At 72.0% G+C, this 18,133-nt stretch carries 11 protein-coding genes; 5 read left to right on the forward strand and 6 right to left on the reverse strand.

Translation table 11 applies throughout. The features are described 5' to 3' along the window. Nucleotides 1-212: 212 nt before the first annotated feature. Genes treY through malQ form a run of 3 tightly spaced genes read right to left on the reverse strand, consistent with a single transcriptional unit; the run spans nucleotide 213 to nucleotide 6,639 of the window. A complete protein-coding gene (gene treY, locus A6Q81_RS01100; RefSeq protein ID WP_286689232.1) occupies nucleotides 213-2,534 on the reverse strand; it encodes a malto-oligosyltrehalose synthase in 2,322 nt (773 codons plus the stop codon). Further along, complete coding sequence (gene glgX, locus A6Q81_RS01105; RefSeq protein WP_286689233.1) at nucleotides 2,531-4,642, reverse strand: glycogen debranching protein GlgX; 2,112 nt, start codon at nucleotides 4,640-4,642, stop codon at nucleotides 2,531-2,533. Before glgX ends, treY begins: the two co-directional genes overlap by 4 nt. A 32-nt stretch (nucleotides 4,643-4,674) precedes the next feature. Then, a complete protein-coding gene (malQ, locus tag A6Q81_RS01110; protein ID WP_286689234.1) occupies nucleotides 4,675-6,639 on the reverse strand; it encodes a 4-alpha-glucanotransferase in 1,965 nt (654 codons plus the stop codon). Between the two features lie 234 nt (nucleotides 6,640-6,873). Here malQ and A6Q81_RS01115 point away from each other — a divergent pair, with 234 nt between their 5' ends. From A6Q81_RS01115 to A6Q81_RS01130, 4 genes are all read left to right on the forward strand, one after another. Further along, a complete protein-coding gene (locus A6Q81_RS01115; protein WP_286689235.1) occupies nucleotides 6,874-7,584 on the forward strand; it encodes an HAD family hydrolase in 711 nt (236 codons plus the stop codon). Then, on the forward strand, nucleotides 7,584-10,121 hold the full coding sequence (locus tag A6Q81_RS01120) for a glycoside hydrolase family 65 protein (RefSeq protein ID WP_286689236.1): 2,538 nt from the start codon (nucleotides 7,584-7,586) through the stop codon (nucleotides 10,119-10,121). Before A6Q81_RS01115 ends, A6Q81_RS01120 begins: the two co-directional genes overlap by 1 nt. Nucleotides 10,122-10,289: 168 nt before the next feature. Then, a complete protein-coding gene (locus A6Q81_RS01125) occupies nucleotides 10,290-10,724 on the forward strand; it encodes a hypothetical protein (RefSeq protein ID WP_067860746.1) in 435 nt (144 codons plus the stop codon). After that, entirely contained in the window at nucleotides 10,721-11,749 is a 1,029-nt protein-coding gene (locus A6Q81_RS01130; RefSeq protein ID WP_286689237.1) for an adenosine deaminase, read from the forward strand. The genes A6Q81_RS01125 and A6Q81_RS01130 overlap by 4 nt, the downstream gene beginning before the upstream one ends. 15 nt (nucleotides 11,750-11,764) lie before the next feature. On the opposite strand, the gene A6Q81_RS01135 is transcribed toward A6Q81_RS01130, so the two are convergent. The 3 genes from A6Q81_RS01135 to A6Q81_RS01145 form a co-directional block, all read right to left on the reverse strand. Beyond that, nucleotides 11,765-13,378: a bifunctional phosphatase PAP2/diacylglycerol kinase family protein gene (locus tag A6Q81_RS01135; RefSeq protein WP_286689238.1), complete on the reverse strand. Its 1,614-nt coding sequence runs from the start codon at nucleotides 13,376-13,378 to the stop codon at nucleotides 11,765-11,767. 133 nt (nucleotides 13,379-13,511) lie between these two features. Beyond that, entirely contained in the window at nucleotides 13,512-14,618 is a 1,107-nt protein-coding gene (locus tag A6Q81_RS01140; RefSeq protein WP_067860740.1) for an inositol-3-phosphate synthase, read from the reverse strand. Between the two features lie 50 nt (nucleotides 14,619-14,668). Continuing rightward, entirely contained in the window at nucleotides 14,669-15,244 is a 576-nt protein-coding gene (locus A6Q81_RS01145; protein ID WP_067860738.1) for a PadR family transcriptional regulator, read from the reverse strand. 684 nt (nucleotides 15,245-15,928) lie between these two features. Between A6Q81_RS01145 and A6Q81_RS01150 the strand changes: the two genes are divergently transcribed. Beyond that, nucleotides 15,929-18,094 carry a transglycosylase domain-containing protein gene (locus A6Q81_RS01150; protein ID WP_286689239.1) on the forward strand — a complete coding sequence of 722 codons (2,166 nt, stop codon included), beginning with the start codon at nucleotides 15,929-15,931 and terminating at the stop codon, nucleotides 18,092-18,094. The last annotated feature ends 39 nt before the right edge of the window (nucleotides 18,095-18,133 follow it).

The raw sequence follows: 18,133 nt of genomic DNA on the forward strand, positions 1-18,133 counted from the left end.
TAGGCGCGCTGCGCCGTCGCGCGACCCGGCCGAGCACCTCGCTGGTCGAGTAGTCGACGCCCGCGAGGAACGAGCGTGGCGGAGACGTATCGAGACCAGTCTCGGCGGATCAGCGTGGGCCGCCTTGCGCTGAGCCGTTACCGGGTGGTCTCGATACGCGGCCACGTCGCTCGTTCCGCCCCCGCAAGCGGGAGGTGCCCCCAGCGTGGCCGCTACTCGACCAGCGGGGGGCGGGTGAGCAGGGCGACGGGGTAGGTGGCGAGGAGGTCGGCGAGCCGGACGTCGCCGCCGTCGAATCTCTCGCCGGTGAGGGCGTCGGTCCACGTCCCGGAGCCGAGCGGCAGGGTGGTCCCGCCCCAGCCGCCGCGATGCTCGAGCCCGACCGGGAGGCGGGTCGCGACGGCGACCAGGTCGTCGCTGCGACCGAATGCGACGGCGTGGTCGGCGGCCTCGCCCGAGGCCGCCAGCGGCGTGTACCCGCGGAACAGCTCCGGCCGGTCGCGACGCAGGGTCAGCACCCGACGCACGAGCGACGTCTTCGCGGCACCGGACGCGTCGACGTGCGGCAGCCAGCCGTCGTCGAGGCGACGCAGCAGGGTGCGGAACGCCTCGTGGTCGACGGGGCGACGGTTGTCAGGGTCGACCAGCGAGAAGTCCCAGCCCTCCGTGCCCTGGTAGACGTCGGGGACGCCCGGGCCGGCCAGCTGCAGCAGCTTCTGCGACAGCGACACCGTCCAGCCGAACGCCTGGACCCGCCCCACCAGCGCCTGCACCTGCGGACCGAGCTCGGCCCGCACGCGCGCCGGCCACGCCGCGACGGACTCCTCGAACGCCTCGTCGGTCTCGGTCCACGTGGTCCGGACCTTCGACTCGCGTGCGGCCTTCAGCAGGTAGTCCGACAGCCGCTCGTCGCTGATCGGCCAGGCGCCGAGCAGCGTCTGCCACGCGAGCAGGTCGAGCGCGGGCTCGTCGATGCCGCAGCGCGCCGACCAGTCCGCGACCGTCGACGTGACCTCCTCGCCCAGCTCGGCGAGCGTCAGCATCCGCGCACGGGTGTCCTCGGACCGCTTCGTGTCGTGCGTCGTCAGGGCGGTCATGGCCGTCGGGTGGTCGGCCTCGCGCGCCGCGGCCAGCGCGTGGAAGCCGTCGACGTCGACGCCCCAGACGTCCGGGGAGCCGCCGACCTCGTTGAGCGCCGCGAAGCGGGTGAAGCGGTAGAAGGTGGTGTCCTCGGTCCCCTTGGCGACGACCATCCCCGACGTCTGCTGGATGCGGGTCGCGAGCTCGCCGGTGGGCTCCTCGGTCACCTGCGCGTCGAGGGCGCGGATGGCCGGGTCGACGTCGGGCCGACGCGTGCGCGCGCGCTCGATCGCTGCGTCCCACGCCTCGCGTCCCGCCTCGGGCAGGTAGGACCGGTACACGCCGAACGCGACCATCGTCTCGGCCACGGCGGTCCGCGCGGCGTCCTGGTGGACGTCGCGCACCAGGGCAGCGATACGACGCACCTCGGCCACGAGCACCTTCCGGGTGACCATGCGTCGGGCGTCCTCCTCGACCGCCGCGTAGTCGGCGGGCGCGCCGAGCCGCTCGGTGAGCGTCTGCCAGGGCGCCTCGCCGCCCCGCCCGTTCCCGCCACGGTCGAGCAGCACACCGGCGACCTCGCGCATCGCGTCGTAGCCGGTGGTGCCGTCGACCGGCCAGGTCGTCGGCAGCTCCTCGCCCGGGTGCAGGATCTTCTCGACCACCAGCCACGCGTCGGGGGCGGCCTCGTGCAGCCGGCGCAGGTAGCCGCCCGGGTCGGAGAGCCCGTCGGGGTGGTCGATGCGCAGACCCGTGACCCGCCCTTCCTCGACCCAGCGCAGCACCTCGCGGTGCGTGTCGTCGAAGACCTGCTCGTCCTCCACCCGCACGGCCGCCAGGGTCGTGATGTCGAAGAAGCGTCGGTAGTTCAGCTCCGCCCCGCCCCGTCGCCAGCCGACCAGCTCGTAGTGCTGGCGGTCGTGCACCTGCTGCGGCGTCATCGAGGCGAACGACGGGTCGGCCAGCGTGCCGGCGTCGATCGGGAAGCGGTGGTCGTCGTACGTCAGCTCGTCGCCGTCGAGCGCCAGCTCGGCGACGTCGGCGTCGTCACCGAGCACCGGCACGAGCAAGCGACCGCGCGACCAGTCGACGTCGAAGTGGCCCGCCCACGGCGACGCCTCGCCCTCGGCCAGCACCGACCACCACCACGGGTTCGCGCGGGGCACCTCGACCGACATGTGGTTCGGCACGACGTCGACGACGAGGCCGAGCCCCGCCTCGCGCACCGTCGCCGTGAACGCGTCCCAGCCCTCCGGGCCACCCAGCTCGGGGCGGGCCTGCGTGGGGTCGGTGACGTCGTAGCCGTGCGTCGAGCCGGGCGTCGCGTCGAGCACGGGCGAGACGTACACCGCGCCGACGCCGAGGTCGCGCAGGTAGGGCACGAGGGCCTGCGCCTCGGCGAAGCCGAACCCTGGCCGCAGCTGCAGGCGGTACGTCGAGCTGGGTGCGCTCACGACTCGACCCGCTGCAGCACCACGAGCGAGCGGGCCGTCACGTCGAGCGTCGCCCCACCGGCCACGAGCTCGTCGCCGGGCTCGTGCACGCTGCCGGTGGCCGTGTCGACGACGAGGGCCCACGTGCTCGCGTACTCGCCGTCGGGGACGGTGAACGTGATGTCCTCGTGGTGGGCGTTGAAGGCGAGCAGGAAGGAGTCGTCGACGACCCGCTCCCCGCGCTCGTCGCGCTCGTCGATCGCCCGGCCGTTGAGGAACACGGCGATCGCCCGGCCGAAGTCGTCGTCCCAGTTCTCGTCGGTCATCTCCTCCCCGGCCGGCGTGAACCATGCGATGTCGCGCAGCTCGTCGGCCCTGCGGACCGGCTTGCCCTGGAAGAAGCGACGCCGACGGAACACGGGGTGCGCCGTGCGGAACGCCGCGAGCGCCGACGTGAAGCCGAGCAGGGCGTGCTCGTGCTCGTCGAGGTCCCAGTCGACCCAGGACGTCTCGTTGTCCTGGCAGTAGACGTTGTTGTTGCCGCCCTGGGACCGGCCGAGCTCGTCGCCGTGCAGCACCATCGGCACGCCCTGCGAGAGCAGCAGCGTCGCCAGGAAGTTGCGACGTTGGCGGCGGCGCAGGTCGAGCACCTCGGGGTCGTCGGTCGGCCCCTCGACGCCGCAGTTCCAGGAGCGGTTGTCGTCGGCGCCGTCGCGGCCGTCCTCGCCGTTGGCCTCGTTGTGCTTCTGCTCGTAGGAGACGAGGTCGTCGAGCGTGAACCCGTCGTGGGCGGTGACGAAGTTGATCGACGCGTAGGGCCGGCGGCCGGTGTCCTGGTACAGGTCCGAGGAGCCGCTGATGCGCGACGCGAACTCGCCGAGCGTCGCCGGCTCGCCGCGCCAGAAGTCGCGGACGGTGTCGCGGTACAGGCCGTTCCACTCGGTCCAGAGCGGCGGGAAGTTGCCTACCTGGTAGCCGCCCGGGCCGACGTCCCACGGCTCGGCGATGAGCTTGACCTGGCTGACCACCGGGTCCTGCTGCACGAGCTCGAAGAACGTCGCGAGCTTGTCGACGTCGTAGAACTCGCGCGCGAGCGTGGCGGCGAGGTCGAAGCGGAACCCGTCGACGTGCATCTCGGTCACCCAGTAGCGCAGCGAGTCCATGATGAGCTGCAGCGGGCTGGGGTGGCGCACGTTCAGCGAGTTGCCCGTGCCGGTGTAGTCCATGTAGTGCTGCGGGTCGTCCTCGACGAGCCGGTAGTACGCCTGGTTGTCGATGCCGCGCATCGAGAGCGTCGGGCCGAGGTGGTTCCCCTCCGCCGTGTGGTTGTAGACGACGTCGAGGATCACTTCGATGCCGGCCGCGTGCAGCTCGCGCACCATGCCCTTGAACTCCTGCACCTGACGTCCGGGGTGCGAGGCGTAGGCGTCGTGCGGGGCGAAGAAGCCGATCGTGTTGTAGCCCCAGTAGTTCGTCAGGTCCTTCTCGACGAGGTAGTGGTCGGTGACGAACTGGTGCACCGGGAGCAGCTCGATCGCCGTCACCCCGAGTCCGGTCAGGTGCTCGACGATCGCCGGGTGCGCGAGGGCGGCGTACGTGCCGCGCAGCTCCTCGGGCACGTCGGGGTGCGTCATCGTCAGGCCTCGTACGTGCGCCTCGTACACGATCGTCCGGTGGTACGGGTGGTGCGGCAGCCGGTCGTCGGCCCAGTCGAAGTACGGGTCGACGACGAGCGAGAACGGCACGTGACCCGCGGAGTCGTCGTCGTTCGGCTCCTCGGGCGAGCCCATCTCGTAGGCGAAGAGGGACGGGTCCCAGTCGGGCTGGCCCTGGACGGCCTTGGCGTAGGGGTCGATGAGCAGCTTCTGCGGGTTGCAGCGCAGGCCCTGCTCGGGGTCCCAGGGGCCGTGCACCCGGTAGCCGTAGCGCTCGCCCGGACCGATGCCGGGCAGGAACCCGTGGTGCACGAAGCCGTCGACCTCCTCCAGGCGGACGCGGGTCTCGGTGCCGGACTCGTCGAAGAGGCAGAGCTCCACGTGGTCGGCGACCTCGGAGAACAGCGCGAAGTTGGTGCCGGTGCCGTCGTACGTGGCGCCGAGCGGGTAGGGCGATCCGGGCCAGGTGCGCACGGGGGTCTCCTCGTTTGGGGGGATGGAGCGGGTCAGGGGGTCGGCCGGGCGGCTCGCAGGGGCGCCACCGCTGCTCGTACCCGGTCGTGGTCGAAGAACGCGTCGAGGTCGACGGGCAGGCGCACCCGCCAGTTCGGGTACTCGTCGACCGTGCCGGGCAGGTTCGGCTGGCGCACCTGCCCCACGGCGTCGGCGGGCGAGCTGAGCACGAGCCGCGAGGCCGCCGGCGCGATGACGGCGTGCAGCGCGACGAGCAGGTCGTCGGTGTCGATGCCCTCCTCGCGCAGCAGCGCGAGCAACGCCTCGCGGTCGGACGCGGCGGTGGCGAGCGCGTCCTCGACGGGCTCGCCGAGGAGGTCGAGGTCGGCCTGCACGCGGATGCGCTCGTCGCGCAGCCACCCCTCGACGGTCGGGAGGTCGTGCGTACTGATGCTCGCCATCGTCTCCGGCTCCCACGCGCGGGGCGGGACGTGCGGCTGCCCGGGGGCGTCCCAGTCGCGCTCGAACCAGAGCACGGCCGAGCTGAGCAGCCCGCGCTCGTGCATGGTCGTCGTGACGACGTCCTCGACGGTCCCGAGGTCCTCGCCGACCACGACGGCGCCGGCGCGGGTGGCCTCGAGCAGCAGCACCGCGAGCATCACGTCGGCGTCGTAGTGCACGTAGGCGCCGCGGTGGGCCGGCTCTCCCGGCGGGATCCACCACAGCCGCCACAGCCCGGCGACGTGGTCGACGCGGATGCCGTCGCCGTGGCGCAGCACGCTGCGCACCACGTCGCGGAACGGGGCGTAGCCCGTCTCGAGCAGGCGGTCGGGCCGCCAGGGCGGCAGGCCCCAGTCCTGGCCGAGCGGGTTGAACGCGTCGGCGGGGCAGCCCACGCGGACGTCGGAGGCGAACACGTCCTGCAGCGCCCACGCGTCGGCGCCGCCCGGGTGCACGCCCACGGGCAGGTCGTGGACGAGGCCGACGGCCATGCCGGCGTCGTGCGCGGCGTCGCGGGCGGTGTCGAGCTGCTCGCGGCACAGGTGCTGCAGCCACGCGTGGAACGCAACGCGGTCGGCGAGGTCGGCGCGGCTGCGTGCCACGGCGTCCGACGTCGGGTCGCGCAGCTCCTCCGGCCACTCGCGCCAGTCGGCTCCGTGCCGCTCGGCGAGGGCGGAGAACGTCGCGAACGCGGCGAGGTCGGGCTCGGCCTCGAGGTCGGGGTCCTCGTCGGGCGCGGCGAAGGGTCGCAGCAGCTCGAGCGCCTGGCGCTTGGCGTCCCACACGGCGTCGTGGTCGAGCAGGTCGTCGGCCGGCTCAGGGTCGGGCGCGAGCCCCAGCACCTCCTCGCGGGTGGCGTCGTCGGCGGCGGCGAAGGCGGCCACGTCGGTGACGCGCAGGTAGAGCGGGCTGGCGAAGCGTCGGCTCGACGGCGAGTACGGCGAGCGGACGAGCGGCGTCGACGGCACGAACGCCTGCACGGGATTGACGAGCAGGACCCCCGCGCCCTGCTCGGTCGCGGCGCGCCGGGCCAGCTCGGCGAGGTCGGCGAGGTCGCCCATCTGCCACGAGCCCGACGAGTGGACGGAGTACAGCTGCAGCATCCAGCCCCAGGTCCGCGGCACCTCCGGCAGCCGCGCCGGCGCCACGACGACCGTGACCTCGTCGCGGTCGTCGGTGACGAGGCGGTGCCAGCCCAGGGGCAGGTCGGCCGGCAGCGTGCCGTCGACGTCGAGGGTGGTGCCGTCCTCCAGCTCGATCCGACCGTGCACGCCGAGGTCGCGGGCCTGGCCCTGCACCACGGCCACCGTGCCGGGCACGGGCGAGCGGGTCGACCGGACGGCGTCCAGGGCGCTCGCGACCGACTCCGGCGTGCTCGCGTCGACACCGAGCTCGGACAGCACCGCGACGACCACGTCGGGGTCGACGTCGACCGGGCTGCGGTCGGACCCCTCGTAGGACACGGCCACGCCGTGGGCCGCGGCGAGGGCGGCGAGGTCGTCGTCGGGGAAGGCCATGACGCCCAGCATGGTCGCGACCGGCCCCGCCCACCACTTCGGCGAGGTCCGTGTGTCCCGACGCACGCGTGGGACGGGTCGCCAGCGCCTGCGCCGACGGCACGCAAGAGTCTGCATCCGTGCTCCGACGCGAGTCGCGGCCCGCGCACCTCGACGAGCGCGAGCGCCGCCAGCTCCGCGCCCGAACTCGACACCGTTCACGTGGCCGACACGAGACCCGCCTACGCTTCTCGCGTGGACTGGAGCGACTACGACGCGGCCCTCTTCGACCTCGACGGCGTGATCACGCCGACCGCCGAGGTGCACCGGCGCGCCTGGGACAAGATGTTCAACGACGTGCTGAGCGAGCGCGGTGTCGAGGAGCCGTACACCGACGACGACTACTACCGCTACGTCGACGGCAAGCCGCGCTACGACGGCGTCCGCTCCTTCCTGGAGTCGCGCGGCATCGAGCTGCCCGAGGGCACGCCCGACGACGCGCCCGAGGAGGAGACGGTCGGCGGGCTCGGCAACCGCAAGAACGTCCTCTTCGAGGAGATCCTCGACCGCGACGGCGTCCAGGCCTACCCCGGCTCCGTCGCCCTGCTCGACGCACTCGCCGAGCGCGGCACGCGCGTGGCCGTCGTCTCCAGCTCGCGCAACGCCCCGAAGGTCCTGCGCGCCGCCGGTCTCATCGAGCGGTTCCCGATCATCGTCGACGGCGCCGTCGCCGCCGACCGGCAGCTGGCGGGCAAGCCGGCACCCGACACCTACCTGTTCGCCGGGCAACAGCTCGACGTCGAGCCGTCGCGAGCCGTGGTGCTCGAGGACGCGACGTCGGGCGTGGCGGCGGGTCGGGCCGGACGCTTCGGTCTCGTCGTCGGGGTCGACCGCGGGGCGGGCGCCGACGCGCTGCGCGAGCACGGCGCCGACGTCGTCGTCGACGACCTGCAGGAGCTCGTCTGATGTCGCCGCTGGACCAGCCCACCGAGCCCGTCGACGAGGACCGTGGCCTCGGACCGTCGCACGAGGCGCCGCCCGTGCGCGACTTCCTCGACCGCTCGCGCTGGCCCGCCGACGAGTGGCGGCTCACCGAGCGTCGCTACGACGCCGGCGACCTCGGCCTCACCGAGACGCTGTTCGCCGTCGGCAACGGCTACCTCGGGCTGCGCGGCAACGTCGAGGAGGGCCGCGACTCCCACACGCACGGCACCTTCGTGAACGGCTTCCACGAGACGTGGCCCATCCAGCACGCCGAGGAGGCCTTCGGGTTCGCGCGCGTCGGTCAGACGATCGTCAACGCCCCGGACGCGAAGATCATCCGGCTCTACGTCGACGACGAGCCGCTGCTGCTCTCGGTCGCCGACCTGCACGAGTACGAGCGCTCGCTCGACCTGCGCGACGGCGTGCTCCGACGTCGGCTGCTGTGGCGCACCCCGTCGGGCAAGCGGGTGCTGGTGGAGTCGACGCGCATGGTCAGCCTCGAGCAGAAGCACCTTGCGGTGATGACGTTCGAGGTGACGCTGCTCGACGACCCCGCCCCCGTGGCGATCTCCTCGCAGATCCTCAACCGTCAGGACGGCGAGGACGAGTACCACGTCCGGCACAAGGCCATGGGCGAGGGCAGCGACCCGCGCAAGGCCGAGCAGCTCACCCGTCGGGTGCTGGAGCCGCAGACGAACGAGGGCGACAGCGACACCGGCCGGGTCGCGCTCGGCTTCCGGTGCGCCGAGAGCGGCATGACGCTCGGCGTGATGGCCGACCACGACATCGTCACCGAGAACGAGTTCACCAGCCGGGTCGTCACCGGCGACGACCTCGCGAAGACCACGTACCGGGTCGCCGCGCAGCCCGGCGTCCCCGTCCGGCTGACCAAGACGGTCGCGTACCACACGTCGCGCGGCGTGCCGTCGCGCGAGCTGCTCGACCGCTGCCGTCGCACCCTCGACCGCGCCCGCGACCTCGGCGTGCCCGAGCTGCGCGCCGAGCAGCGCACGTGGCTCGACGCGTTCTGGGCGCGCGCCGACGTCGAGGTGCCCGGTCAGCCGGAGGTGCAGCAGGCGATCCGCTGGAACCTGTTCTCGATCATGCAGGCCGCGGCCCGCGCGGAGGGCCAGGGCATCCCGGCCAAGGGCGTCACCGGCTCCGGCTACGGCGGCCACTACTTCTGGGACACCGAGGTCTACGTCATGCCGTTCCTGACGTACACCACGCCGCGGGCCGCGCGGAACGCGCTGCGCTTCCGCTACTCGCTGCTCGACGCGGCACGTCGCCGTGCCGGCCAGCTCGCGCAGAAGGGCGCGCTGTTCCCCTGGCGCACCATCAACGGCGAGGAGGCGTCGGCGTACTACGCGGCCGGCACCGCGCAGTACCACATCGACGCCGACATCGCGTACGCGCTGAGCCAGTACGTCGGGGCCACGGGCGACGTCGAGTTCCTCGACCGCGAGGGCATCGACGTGTTCGTGGAGACCGCCCGGCTCTGGGCCGACCTCGGCTTCTGGCGCAGCGAGGAGGGCAGCACCTTCCACATCCACGGCGTCACGGGGCCCGACGAGTACACGACGGTCGTGAACGACAACCTGTACACGAACGTCATGGCGCGCTTCAACCTGCGCCGCGCGGCCGAGGCGGTGCGCACGCTGCAGCACTCGAATCCCACGGCGTACGCCGACGCGAAGGCGCGCCTCTCGCTCACCGACGAGGAGGTCGAGGAGTGGGGTCGCGCGGCCCGCAACATGAGCATCCCGTTCGACGAGCACCTCGGCATCCACCCGCAGGACTCGCACTTCCTCGAGCGCGAGATGTGGGACCTCGACCACACGCCGCTCGACAAGCGTCCGCTGCTCCTGCACTACCACCCGCTCGTCATCTACCGGTTCCAGGTGCTGAAGCAGGCCGACGTCGTGCTGGCGCTGTTCCTGCAGGGCGAGGACTTCACGCCCGAGCAGAAGCGCGCCGACTTCGAGTACTACGACCCGATCACCACGGGCGACTCGACGCTGTCGGCGGTCGTGCAGTCGATCATCGCCTCCGAGGTCGGCTACCACGACCTCGCGTACCGCTACTTCCTGTCGGCGCTGTTCGTCGACCTCGCCGACCGGCACGGGAACACGTCCGACGGCGTGCACGTCGCGTCGACCGGCGGGGTGTGGAGCGCCGTGGCCGCCGGGTTCGGCGGCTTCCGCGACCTCGGCGCCGGGCAGTGGACGATGGACCCGCGCCTGCCCGACGACTGGGAGTCGCTCACCTACCGGCTCACGCTGCGCGGCACCCGCGTGCGCGTGACCGTGCGCCCCGACGAGCTCGAGCTCGTGGTCGAGGACGGCACCGGGCACCTGGCTTTCGAGGTGCGGGGCGCCGAGGTCGTGGTCGGGCCCGACGCCCCCGTCACCGTGCCGCTGGACGGCCAGGGTCCGCGCCTCGAGGGCGAGCCGCCCAGCCCGATCGGCACCCGCCGCTCCGACGGCACGATCATCTCCGCCATCGTCCCCGGCGCCTGACCCATGGGTCGCCCGTGAGGCCCGTTTGCGTGGGGCCCCACGCAAACGGGCTCTCCCCATCGCAAACGTGCGGGGTTTCTGCAGGTTTGGGTGGGGCCCCACGTAACCGGGCGCAGGCGGGGCGGTCCGTCGCGCGGGACCTGTCGGACCCGCCCTAGACTGCGGGGTGTGTTGATCGTCAGGTACGAGGTCAGTGACGGCAGGTCCGGGGAGGACGTCGTCCTCGTCGACCAGAAGTGGTCGTTCGGGCGGGTCGGCGGCGACGAGGCCCCGACCGTCGAGACCGACGACCGACGCGTCAGCCGCGGTGCGCTCGTCATCCGCGACAGCGGCCCCGGTCCCGTCGTCTTCCGCGGCCAGCGCGGCGAGCAGGCGCGGGTCGGCCTGGTCAGCGACGACGGCAGCACCGAGTGGCTCGCCGAGGGCAAGGCCGGCAACCTCACCGCGACCGCGCGGCGGGTGACCTTCGACCTGCAGGACGAGAACGTGCTCTCGCTCGAGGTCGAGTTCGCCGACCGGGGCAGCGTCGTCGAGCGGCAGCAGGCCGCGCAACCGCACCTCACCCTGGTGCCGGACCCCGACGACACCACCGAGCAGCCGTGAGCGGGCCGCAGGACGTCGAGTCCGTCGACCTCGCGTTCCTGCAGGGCCTGCCGAAGGCGGAGCTGCACGTGCACCACGTCGGCTCCGCGTCCGTCGAGGCCGTCGCCGAGCTGGCGGCCCGGCACGAGGGCAGCACCCCGGTGCCCACCAATCCCACCGCGCTCGCCGACTACTTCCGCTTCACCGACTTCGCGCACTTCGTCGAGGTGTACCTTTCGGTCGTCGACCTGCTGCGCACCCCCGACGACATCTGGACCCTCACGCACCAGGTCGGCACCGACCTCGCCGCGCAGAACGTCCGCTACGCGGAGCTGACGCTCACCCCGTACACGTCGATCGTCCGCGGCATCCCCGTCGAGGCCTACCTCGAGGCCGTCGAGGACGCGCGACGTCGGGTCGAGGCCGACACCGGCCTCGTGCTGCGCTGGATCTTCGACATCCCCGGCGAGTCCGGCCTGGAGGCCGCCGACGTCACGCTCGACGTCGCCCTGAACCATGCGCCCGACGCGCTCGTCGGCTTCGGCCTGGGCGGGCCCGAGATCGGCGTGCCCCGTCCACAGTTCGCGGAGCACTTCGCCGCGGCGCGCGCCGCCGGGTTGCACAGCGTCCCGCACGCCGGGGAGTCGACCGGGCCCCAGACCATCCGCGACGCGATCGAGCACCTCGGGGCCGAGCGCATCGGGCACGGCATCGCGGCCGCGCAGGACCCCGCGCTCATGGCGCTGCTCGCCGAGCGCGGCATCGTGCTCGAGGTGTGCCCGACGTCGAACGTCTGCACCCGCTCGACGCCCTCGCTCGACGAGCACCCGCTGCCGACGCTCGTCGCCGCGGGCGTCCCGGTCACGATCAACAGCGACGACCCGCCGATGTTCGGCACGACCCTCACCCGCGAGTACGCGGTGGCGGCCGACCTGCTGTCGCTCGACCGCCCCGGCGTCGTCGACCTCGCGCGGGCGGCGGTCGACGCGTCGTTCGCGCCCGACGCGGTGAAGACGTCGATCCGCGCCGAGCTCGACGCCGTCTGACCCGCTCGGTCTGCGTCAGCCCTTCTGCACGGTCGGGGCCACCGGCACCCGCACCAGCAGCACGCCGGGGCGGACCTCGGCGGTGATCTCGGTGCCCTCGTCGACGGGGTCGCCGTCGAGCTGCATCGGGGTCGGGCCGGTGGCCTTCACGTGCACCCGGCGCCCCGTGAACCGGTCGAGACGGTCGTTGGTGCGCTTGCGGCGCGTGATCACGCGGACCGCGATCGAGACCCACCCGAAGAACCGGCGCGGCGCGATCACCACGACGTCGAGCTCGCCGTCGTCGATCTGCGCCTCCGGCAGCAGCGGGAGCCCCGCCTGCAGGTAGCCGACGTTGCCGATGACGACCGTGCGGGCGCGGAACGTGCGCGGCTCGCCGTCGTCGACGGTGATCGTGACCTTGGTGCCGGAGTAGCGCAGCGCCTTGACGCCCGAGACGACGTAGGCGACCCAGCCGACCTTCTTCTTCAGCTCGTCGTTGACGCCGGTCATGATCATCGCGTCCATGCCCAGGCCCGCCATGACGAGGAAGCTGGTCTCGACGCCGGCGTCGGTGCTGAACCGGGCGAGGTCGATGGCCTTGTCCTGCCCGCCGAACGCCACCTCGAGGGCGTCGCGCGGGTTGAGCGGGATGCCGAGGTTGCGCGCCAGCAGGTTGCCGGTGCCCTGCGGGATGATGGCCACGGCCACGCCGGTGCGAGCGGCCTCCTCGCACACCGCACGCACGGTGCCGTCGCCGCCGGCGGCGATGATGAGGTCGGCGTCGGCCTCGAGCGCCGCCTCGGTCTGGCCGTAGCCCGGGTCCTCCACCGTCGTCTCGAACCAGGCCGGCTCGTTCCAGCCGTGCTGGCCGGCGACCAGCCGCACGAGGGTCTTGAACTCCTCGACGTCGGTCAGCTTGGAGGGGTTGAGGACGACCGCCACGCGCTTGCGGCCCGTGCCCGTGACCACCGCGAGCTCGGGCGGGAGCCGGGTCGCGTCGGTCGCGACCGCGAGCCACAGCACGACCGTCACCAAGGCGCCGAGGGTCAGGCCGGCGGTGACGTCGGAGAGGTAGTGCACGCCGAGGAGCACGCGGTCGGCGGCCGTCACCAGCGCCAGCAGGACCCACAGCGTGATCAGCAGCCGACGGCGCCACCCACGGCCGGTCAGCACGATCGTCAGCAGCGCGAGGACCGTGAACAGCACACCGGCGCCGGCGGAGTGCCCGCTCGGGAAGGAGTAGCCGCCGATCTCGTGGATCGGCTCCTCCCACGCGGGCCGCGGACGCTGGAACACGAGCTTGACCAGGGCGTTGCCGCCGATGCCGACCACGCCGCTGAGCGCGATCCAGGTGGCGATGCGCCACTCGCGCCGTGCCAGCGCCACGCCGGCCAGGAGGGCCAGGACGATGCCGACGCCGACGTTGGACAGCACGACCGCCAGCACCTCGAGCACGTCGACCAGCCACGGTCGCGCGACGCTCACGTCGAACGCCGCCCGGGCCACGCCGTCGTCGACGTCCTGCAGCCAGGCGGCGTCGGTGCCGACGAGGAACGCGAGCAGGGCGAGCAGCGTCACGAGGACGACGAGCACGGTCGCGTACACGCCGTCGCGGCCGGGCTCGGCGCGACGCAGGTCGATCGACACAGGCGTCCTTCCGGTCGGGGTCTGGCCGGGTTCAGCGTAGTGCGGACCGGGCCCGGACGCGCCGAGGCGGTGTCGCCGGGCTCCCAGGGGGAGGACCGGGCGACACCGCCTCGGTGTCACGCAGGGTCGCGGGTCAGCGCTCCTCGGTGCCGGAGATGAAGGCCTCGAGGCGCTGGCGGCCGACGTCGTCGGGACGCTGCTCCGGCGGGCTCTTCATCAGGTAGGACGACGCGCTCAGCAGGGCACCGCCGACGCCGCGGTCCTTGGCGATCTTCGCCGCGCGGATGGCGTCGATGATGATGCCGGCGGAGTTGGGGGAGTCCCAGACCTCGAGCTTGTACTCCAGGTTCAGCGGCACGTCGCCGAACGCGCGACCCTCGAGGCGCACGTAGGCCCACTTGCGGTCGTCGAGCCACGCCACGTAGTCCGACGGGCCGATGTGCACGTTGCGGTCGTCGGCGCCCACGCCGGCCAGCGAGCCGGTGAGGTTGGAGGTGACGGCCTGCGTCTTCGAGACCTTCTTGGACTCCAGACGCTCACGCTCGAGCATGTTCTTGAAGTCCATGTTGCCGCCGACGTTCAGCTGGTAGGTGCGGTCGAGCGCGACGCCGCGGTCCTCGAACAGCTTCGCCATGACGCGGTGCGTGATCGTCGCGCCGACCTGGCTCTTGATGTCGTCACCGATGATCGGGACGCCCGCGTCCTCGAACTTCTTCGCCCACTCGGGGTCGGAGGCGATGAAGACGGGCAGCGCGTTGACGAACGCGACCTTCGCGTCGATCGCGCACTGCGCGTAGAACTTGTCGGCCTCCTCCGAGCCCACCGGCAGGTAGGAGACGAGCACGTCGGCCTGCGTGTCCTTGAGCACCTGGACGACGTCGACCGCGGGGGCGTCGGACTCCTCGATGGTCTGGAGGTAGTACTTGCCGAGACCGTCGAGCGTGTGACCGCGCTGCACGGTGACACCGGTCGGCGGGACGTCGGTGATGCGGATCGTGTTGTTCTCGCTGGCCGTGGTGGCGTCGGCGAGGTCGAAGCCGACCTTCTTCGCGTCGACGTCGAACGCGGCCACGAACTCGATGTCGCTCACGTGGTAGTCGCCGAACTGGACGTGCATGAGTCCGGGGACCGTGCCCGCCGGATCAGCGTCCTTGTAGTACTCGACGCCCTGGATCAGGGAGGTGGCGCAGTTGCCGACGCCGACGATGGCGACGCGGATCTGGTGGTTCGCCGAACCCATGGGTTCTCCTTCAGGTGGGTGGTTGGTTGCTCGTGCTCGGTGGAAGAGGGTCAGGGGGACCCGGGCCGCTCGGCCGGGTCGGGGTGGGGGTTGCGCTCGCGCTCGATCAGGTCGGTGAGCCAGCGCACCTCGCGCTCGACGGACTCCAGGCCGTGGCGCTGGAGCTCGCGGGTGTAGGCGTCGGCGCGGTCGCGGCCGCGCTGGTTGGCCTCGCGGACGTGCTCGAGACGCTCCTGCAGCCGGCTGCGCCGGCCCTCGAGGATGCGCACGCGGACGGCCGACTCGGTGCGGCCGAAGAACGCGAACCGCACGCTGAACGTCTCGTCGTCCCAGGTGGCCGGTCCGGAGTCCTCCATCGCGGTGGCGAAGTGCTCCTTGCCGGCGGCGGTGAGGTGGTAGACGATCCGGTTGCGGCGTCCGCGCACCTCGACGTCGCGGTCCTCGTCGGCCTCGATGAAGCCGGCGCGGACCAGCGTCTTCAGGCAGGGGTAGAGGGTGCCGTAGGAGAGCACCCGCCCGAGCCCGAGCAGGCTGATGAGCTCCTTGCGCAGCTCGTAGCCGTGCATCGGCGTGTCGTGCAGCAGGCCCATGACCGCCAGCTCGAGGGTCGCGCCACGACGTGCCATCGAACCCTCCCCGCTGCTCGGTGGGGCGCCCGGCGACGACCCGCTATATCGGGACGATACATCAGATCGGCAGTTCATGTCAGCCCATGTCAGGTGCTGGTGTCAGGTCATGTCAGGTCCTGTTGTCCGGTCATGTCCGGTCCGCGGCGGGTGTCGCGGGGATCCGTCGGAACCGCCGCCCGCTCCAGCGGAGGATCCCGCTGGTCGAGTAGCGGCACGGGCGACGAAGGAGCTCCGTGCTGCGTATCGAGACCACCCGGCAACGGCTCAGCGCGGGCCGACCCTCAGCGACCACTGGGCAACGGGTCGGCGGGGGCCGGTTCCCAGCGTCTGCTTGGGGTGGTCTCGATACGCCCGGAGCACGCTCCTTCGTCGCGGCCCCGCGCTACTCGACCAGCGAACCCCTCCGCTGGTCGAGTAGTCAGGACGAGCTTGCGAAGTCCTGACGTATCGAGACCACTCGGCAACGGCTCAGCGCGGCCCGACGCCCAGCGAGAGGTCTTGCGGTGAGCGTCGCGGGCGGTGCCGCGGGGGATTCGACGGAACCGCTGCCGGGTCCGGCGTCGACCCGCCATCCTTGGGTTCTCAGGATGATCGGGCACACTGGAGCGATGCCGCGCCGTGTCCCGGGCGCACGCACAGCACCACGCCCTGCCCGCAGGGCCGAGACGGAGGAAGTGGTCCGTGGCCACCAGCACGCACCGAACCAAGCCGAAGAGCACGCCCCGCAAGCCCGGTCTGTTCCGCCGCATCGGCGGTGACGGACCGCGCTGGAAGCGGGTGCTCCGCTGGCTGGCGCTCCTGCTGGTGCTCGGCATCCTCGCAGCGGCGCTGCTCTTCTTCGTGCTCTACCGGATCATCTCGATCCCCGACGCGAACGCCGACTTCCAGACGCAGACGACGAAGGTCTACTACTCCGACGGCAAGAGCGAGCTCGGCACCTTCGCGATGCAGGACCGCGAGAGCATCCCGCTCGACGAGGTGCCCTCCGTCATGCAGGCGGCTGTCATCGCCGCGGAGGACCGCACGTTCTACGAGAACCAGGGCATCGACTTCAAGGGCATCCTGCGGGCCGTGCGCGACAACGCCACGAGCGGTCAGATCACCAGCGGTGGCTCGACCATCACGCAGCAGTACGTGAAGGTGCTCTACCTGAACCAGGAGCGCTCCTACAAGCGCAAGGTGCGCGAGGCGATCCTCTCGATCAAGATCCACAACCAGCTCTCCAAGCAGGAGATCCTCGAGGGCTACCTCAACACCATCTACTTCGGCAACGGCTCCTACGGCGTCCAGGTCGCCGCGCAGACCTACTTCGACCGTCCGGCCTCCCGCCTGAACTACGCCCAGGCCGCGCTGCTCGCCACCATCATCAACAGCCCGAGCTACTACGACCCGTACGCCGAGGGGGCGAAGGAGCGGATCCTCCCGCGCTACCGCTACGTGCTCGACGGCATGGTCAAGTCGGGTGCGATCACCGCCGACGAGGCCGCGAAGTACCAGGACCAGCTGCCGCGGGTCGTCCGCAAGAAGAACAGCAACCGGTTCCGGGGCACGAGCGGCTATCTGCTCGAGCTGGTCCGCACCCAGCTGCGCCAGGCGGGCTTCTCCGACAACGAGATCGACGGCGGCGGCCTGCGGGTCACGACGACGTTCGACCGTCGCCTGCAGCGCGACGCGGTGAACGCGGTGCGCACGATCATCCCGCAGAACCTGAACGAGCTCAACGTCGGACTCGTCTCCGTCGAGCCGGGAACGGGCGACGTGAAGGCCATGTACGGCGGGCGCGACTACCTCAAGAGCCAGCTGAACTGGGCGATGCAGAGCGTCCAGCCGGGCTCGACGTTCAAGGTGTTCGCCGTGATCGCCGGCCTCGAGGACGGCTACGGCCTGCGCACCACGCTGAACGGCAGCTCGCCGCTGCGCATCGGCAACAGCATCGTCGGCAACCAGGGCGACAGCGGTGGACGCTCGTTCGGCCCCGTCACGCTCGAGATGGCGACGCAGGAGTCGATCAACACCGCGTTCGTCGACCTCACGCAGCAGATGAGCGGGGGCGCCGAGGCCGACGCGAGCATCGGCGCGCGCAAGATCCTCAAGGCCGCCAACCAGGCGGGCATCCCGCGCTCGGTGACCGACAAGATCAACCCGGTCGCGGTCACGTCGCTCGGCTTCGCCGGCGTCCCCGCCGTCGACATGGCCAACGCCTACGCGACCATCGCCGCTGGTGGCGAGCGCGCCCAGTGGCACGTCCTGAAGAAGGTCACCGGCTCCGGGGGCAACGACCTCGAGCTGCCGAAGCGCGAGACGCGGCGCTCGATCCCTGAGGACGTCGCGGGCGACACGGTGGCGGCGCTGCAGAAGGTGACGTCGGTCGGCACGGGAACCAACGGCCGCACCATCTGCCCGACGATCGGCAAGACGGGTACCGCCACGGCGGGCAAGAACGACGCGGACCAGCACGTCTCGTCGTCGTGGTTCGTCGGCGCGACGCCCAAGCTGGCCACGGCCGTGACGTTGAGCCGCGGCGTGGGCAACGAGGACATCGAGGGTTACCTGGTGCCGTTCTTCGGCGGCCAGTACCCGGCGCGCACGTTCAAGGCGTTCATGGACCCTGCCCTGCAGGGCACCGAGTGCGGCAGCTTCCCGCCGCCCGGCAACATCCAGGCCGACAAGGGCCGCACCTACGTGCCGCCGGCGCCGACGGCGACCCCGTCGCCCACGCCGACGCCCACGCCGTCGCGGACCCCGCGTCCCACGCCGACGCCGACGCCGACGCCCACGCCGTCGCCCACGCCGACGGCGACGGAGCCGAGCCCGCCGGCGGAGACGACGCCGCCGACGTTCCCGTAGCGGCAGGACGACGACGCGGCGGCCACCCCGAGGGGTGGC

This window comes from Aeromicrobium sp. REDSEA-S38_B2 (genome assembly GCF_001628525.1).
GTDB lineage: Bacteria > Actinomycetota > Actinomycetes > Propionibacteriales > Nocardioidaceae > Aeromicrobium > Aeromicrobium erythreum.

Excerpts from the sequence above, each read along its gene's own strand:
- malQ (WP_286689234.1), bottom strand. The coding sequence starts at position 6,639 with ATGGCCTTCCCCGACGACGACCTCGCCGCCCTCGCCGCGGCCCACGGC.
- A6Q81_RS01145 (WP_067860738.1), bottom strand. The coding sequence starts at position 15,244 with ATGGCACGTCGTGGCGCGACCCTCGAGCTGGCGGTCATGGGCCTGCTG.
- A6Q81_RS01120 (WP_286689236.1), top strand. The coding sequence starts at position 7,584 with ATGTCGCCGCTGGACCAGCCCACCGAGCCCGTCGACGAGGACCGTGGC.
- A6Q81_RS01140 (WP_067860740.1), bottom strand. The coding sequence starts at position 14,618 with ATGGGTTCGGCGAACCACCAGATCCGCGTCGCCATCGTCGGCGTCGGC.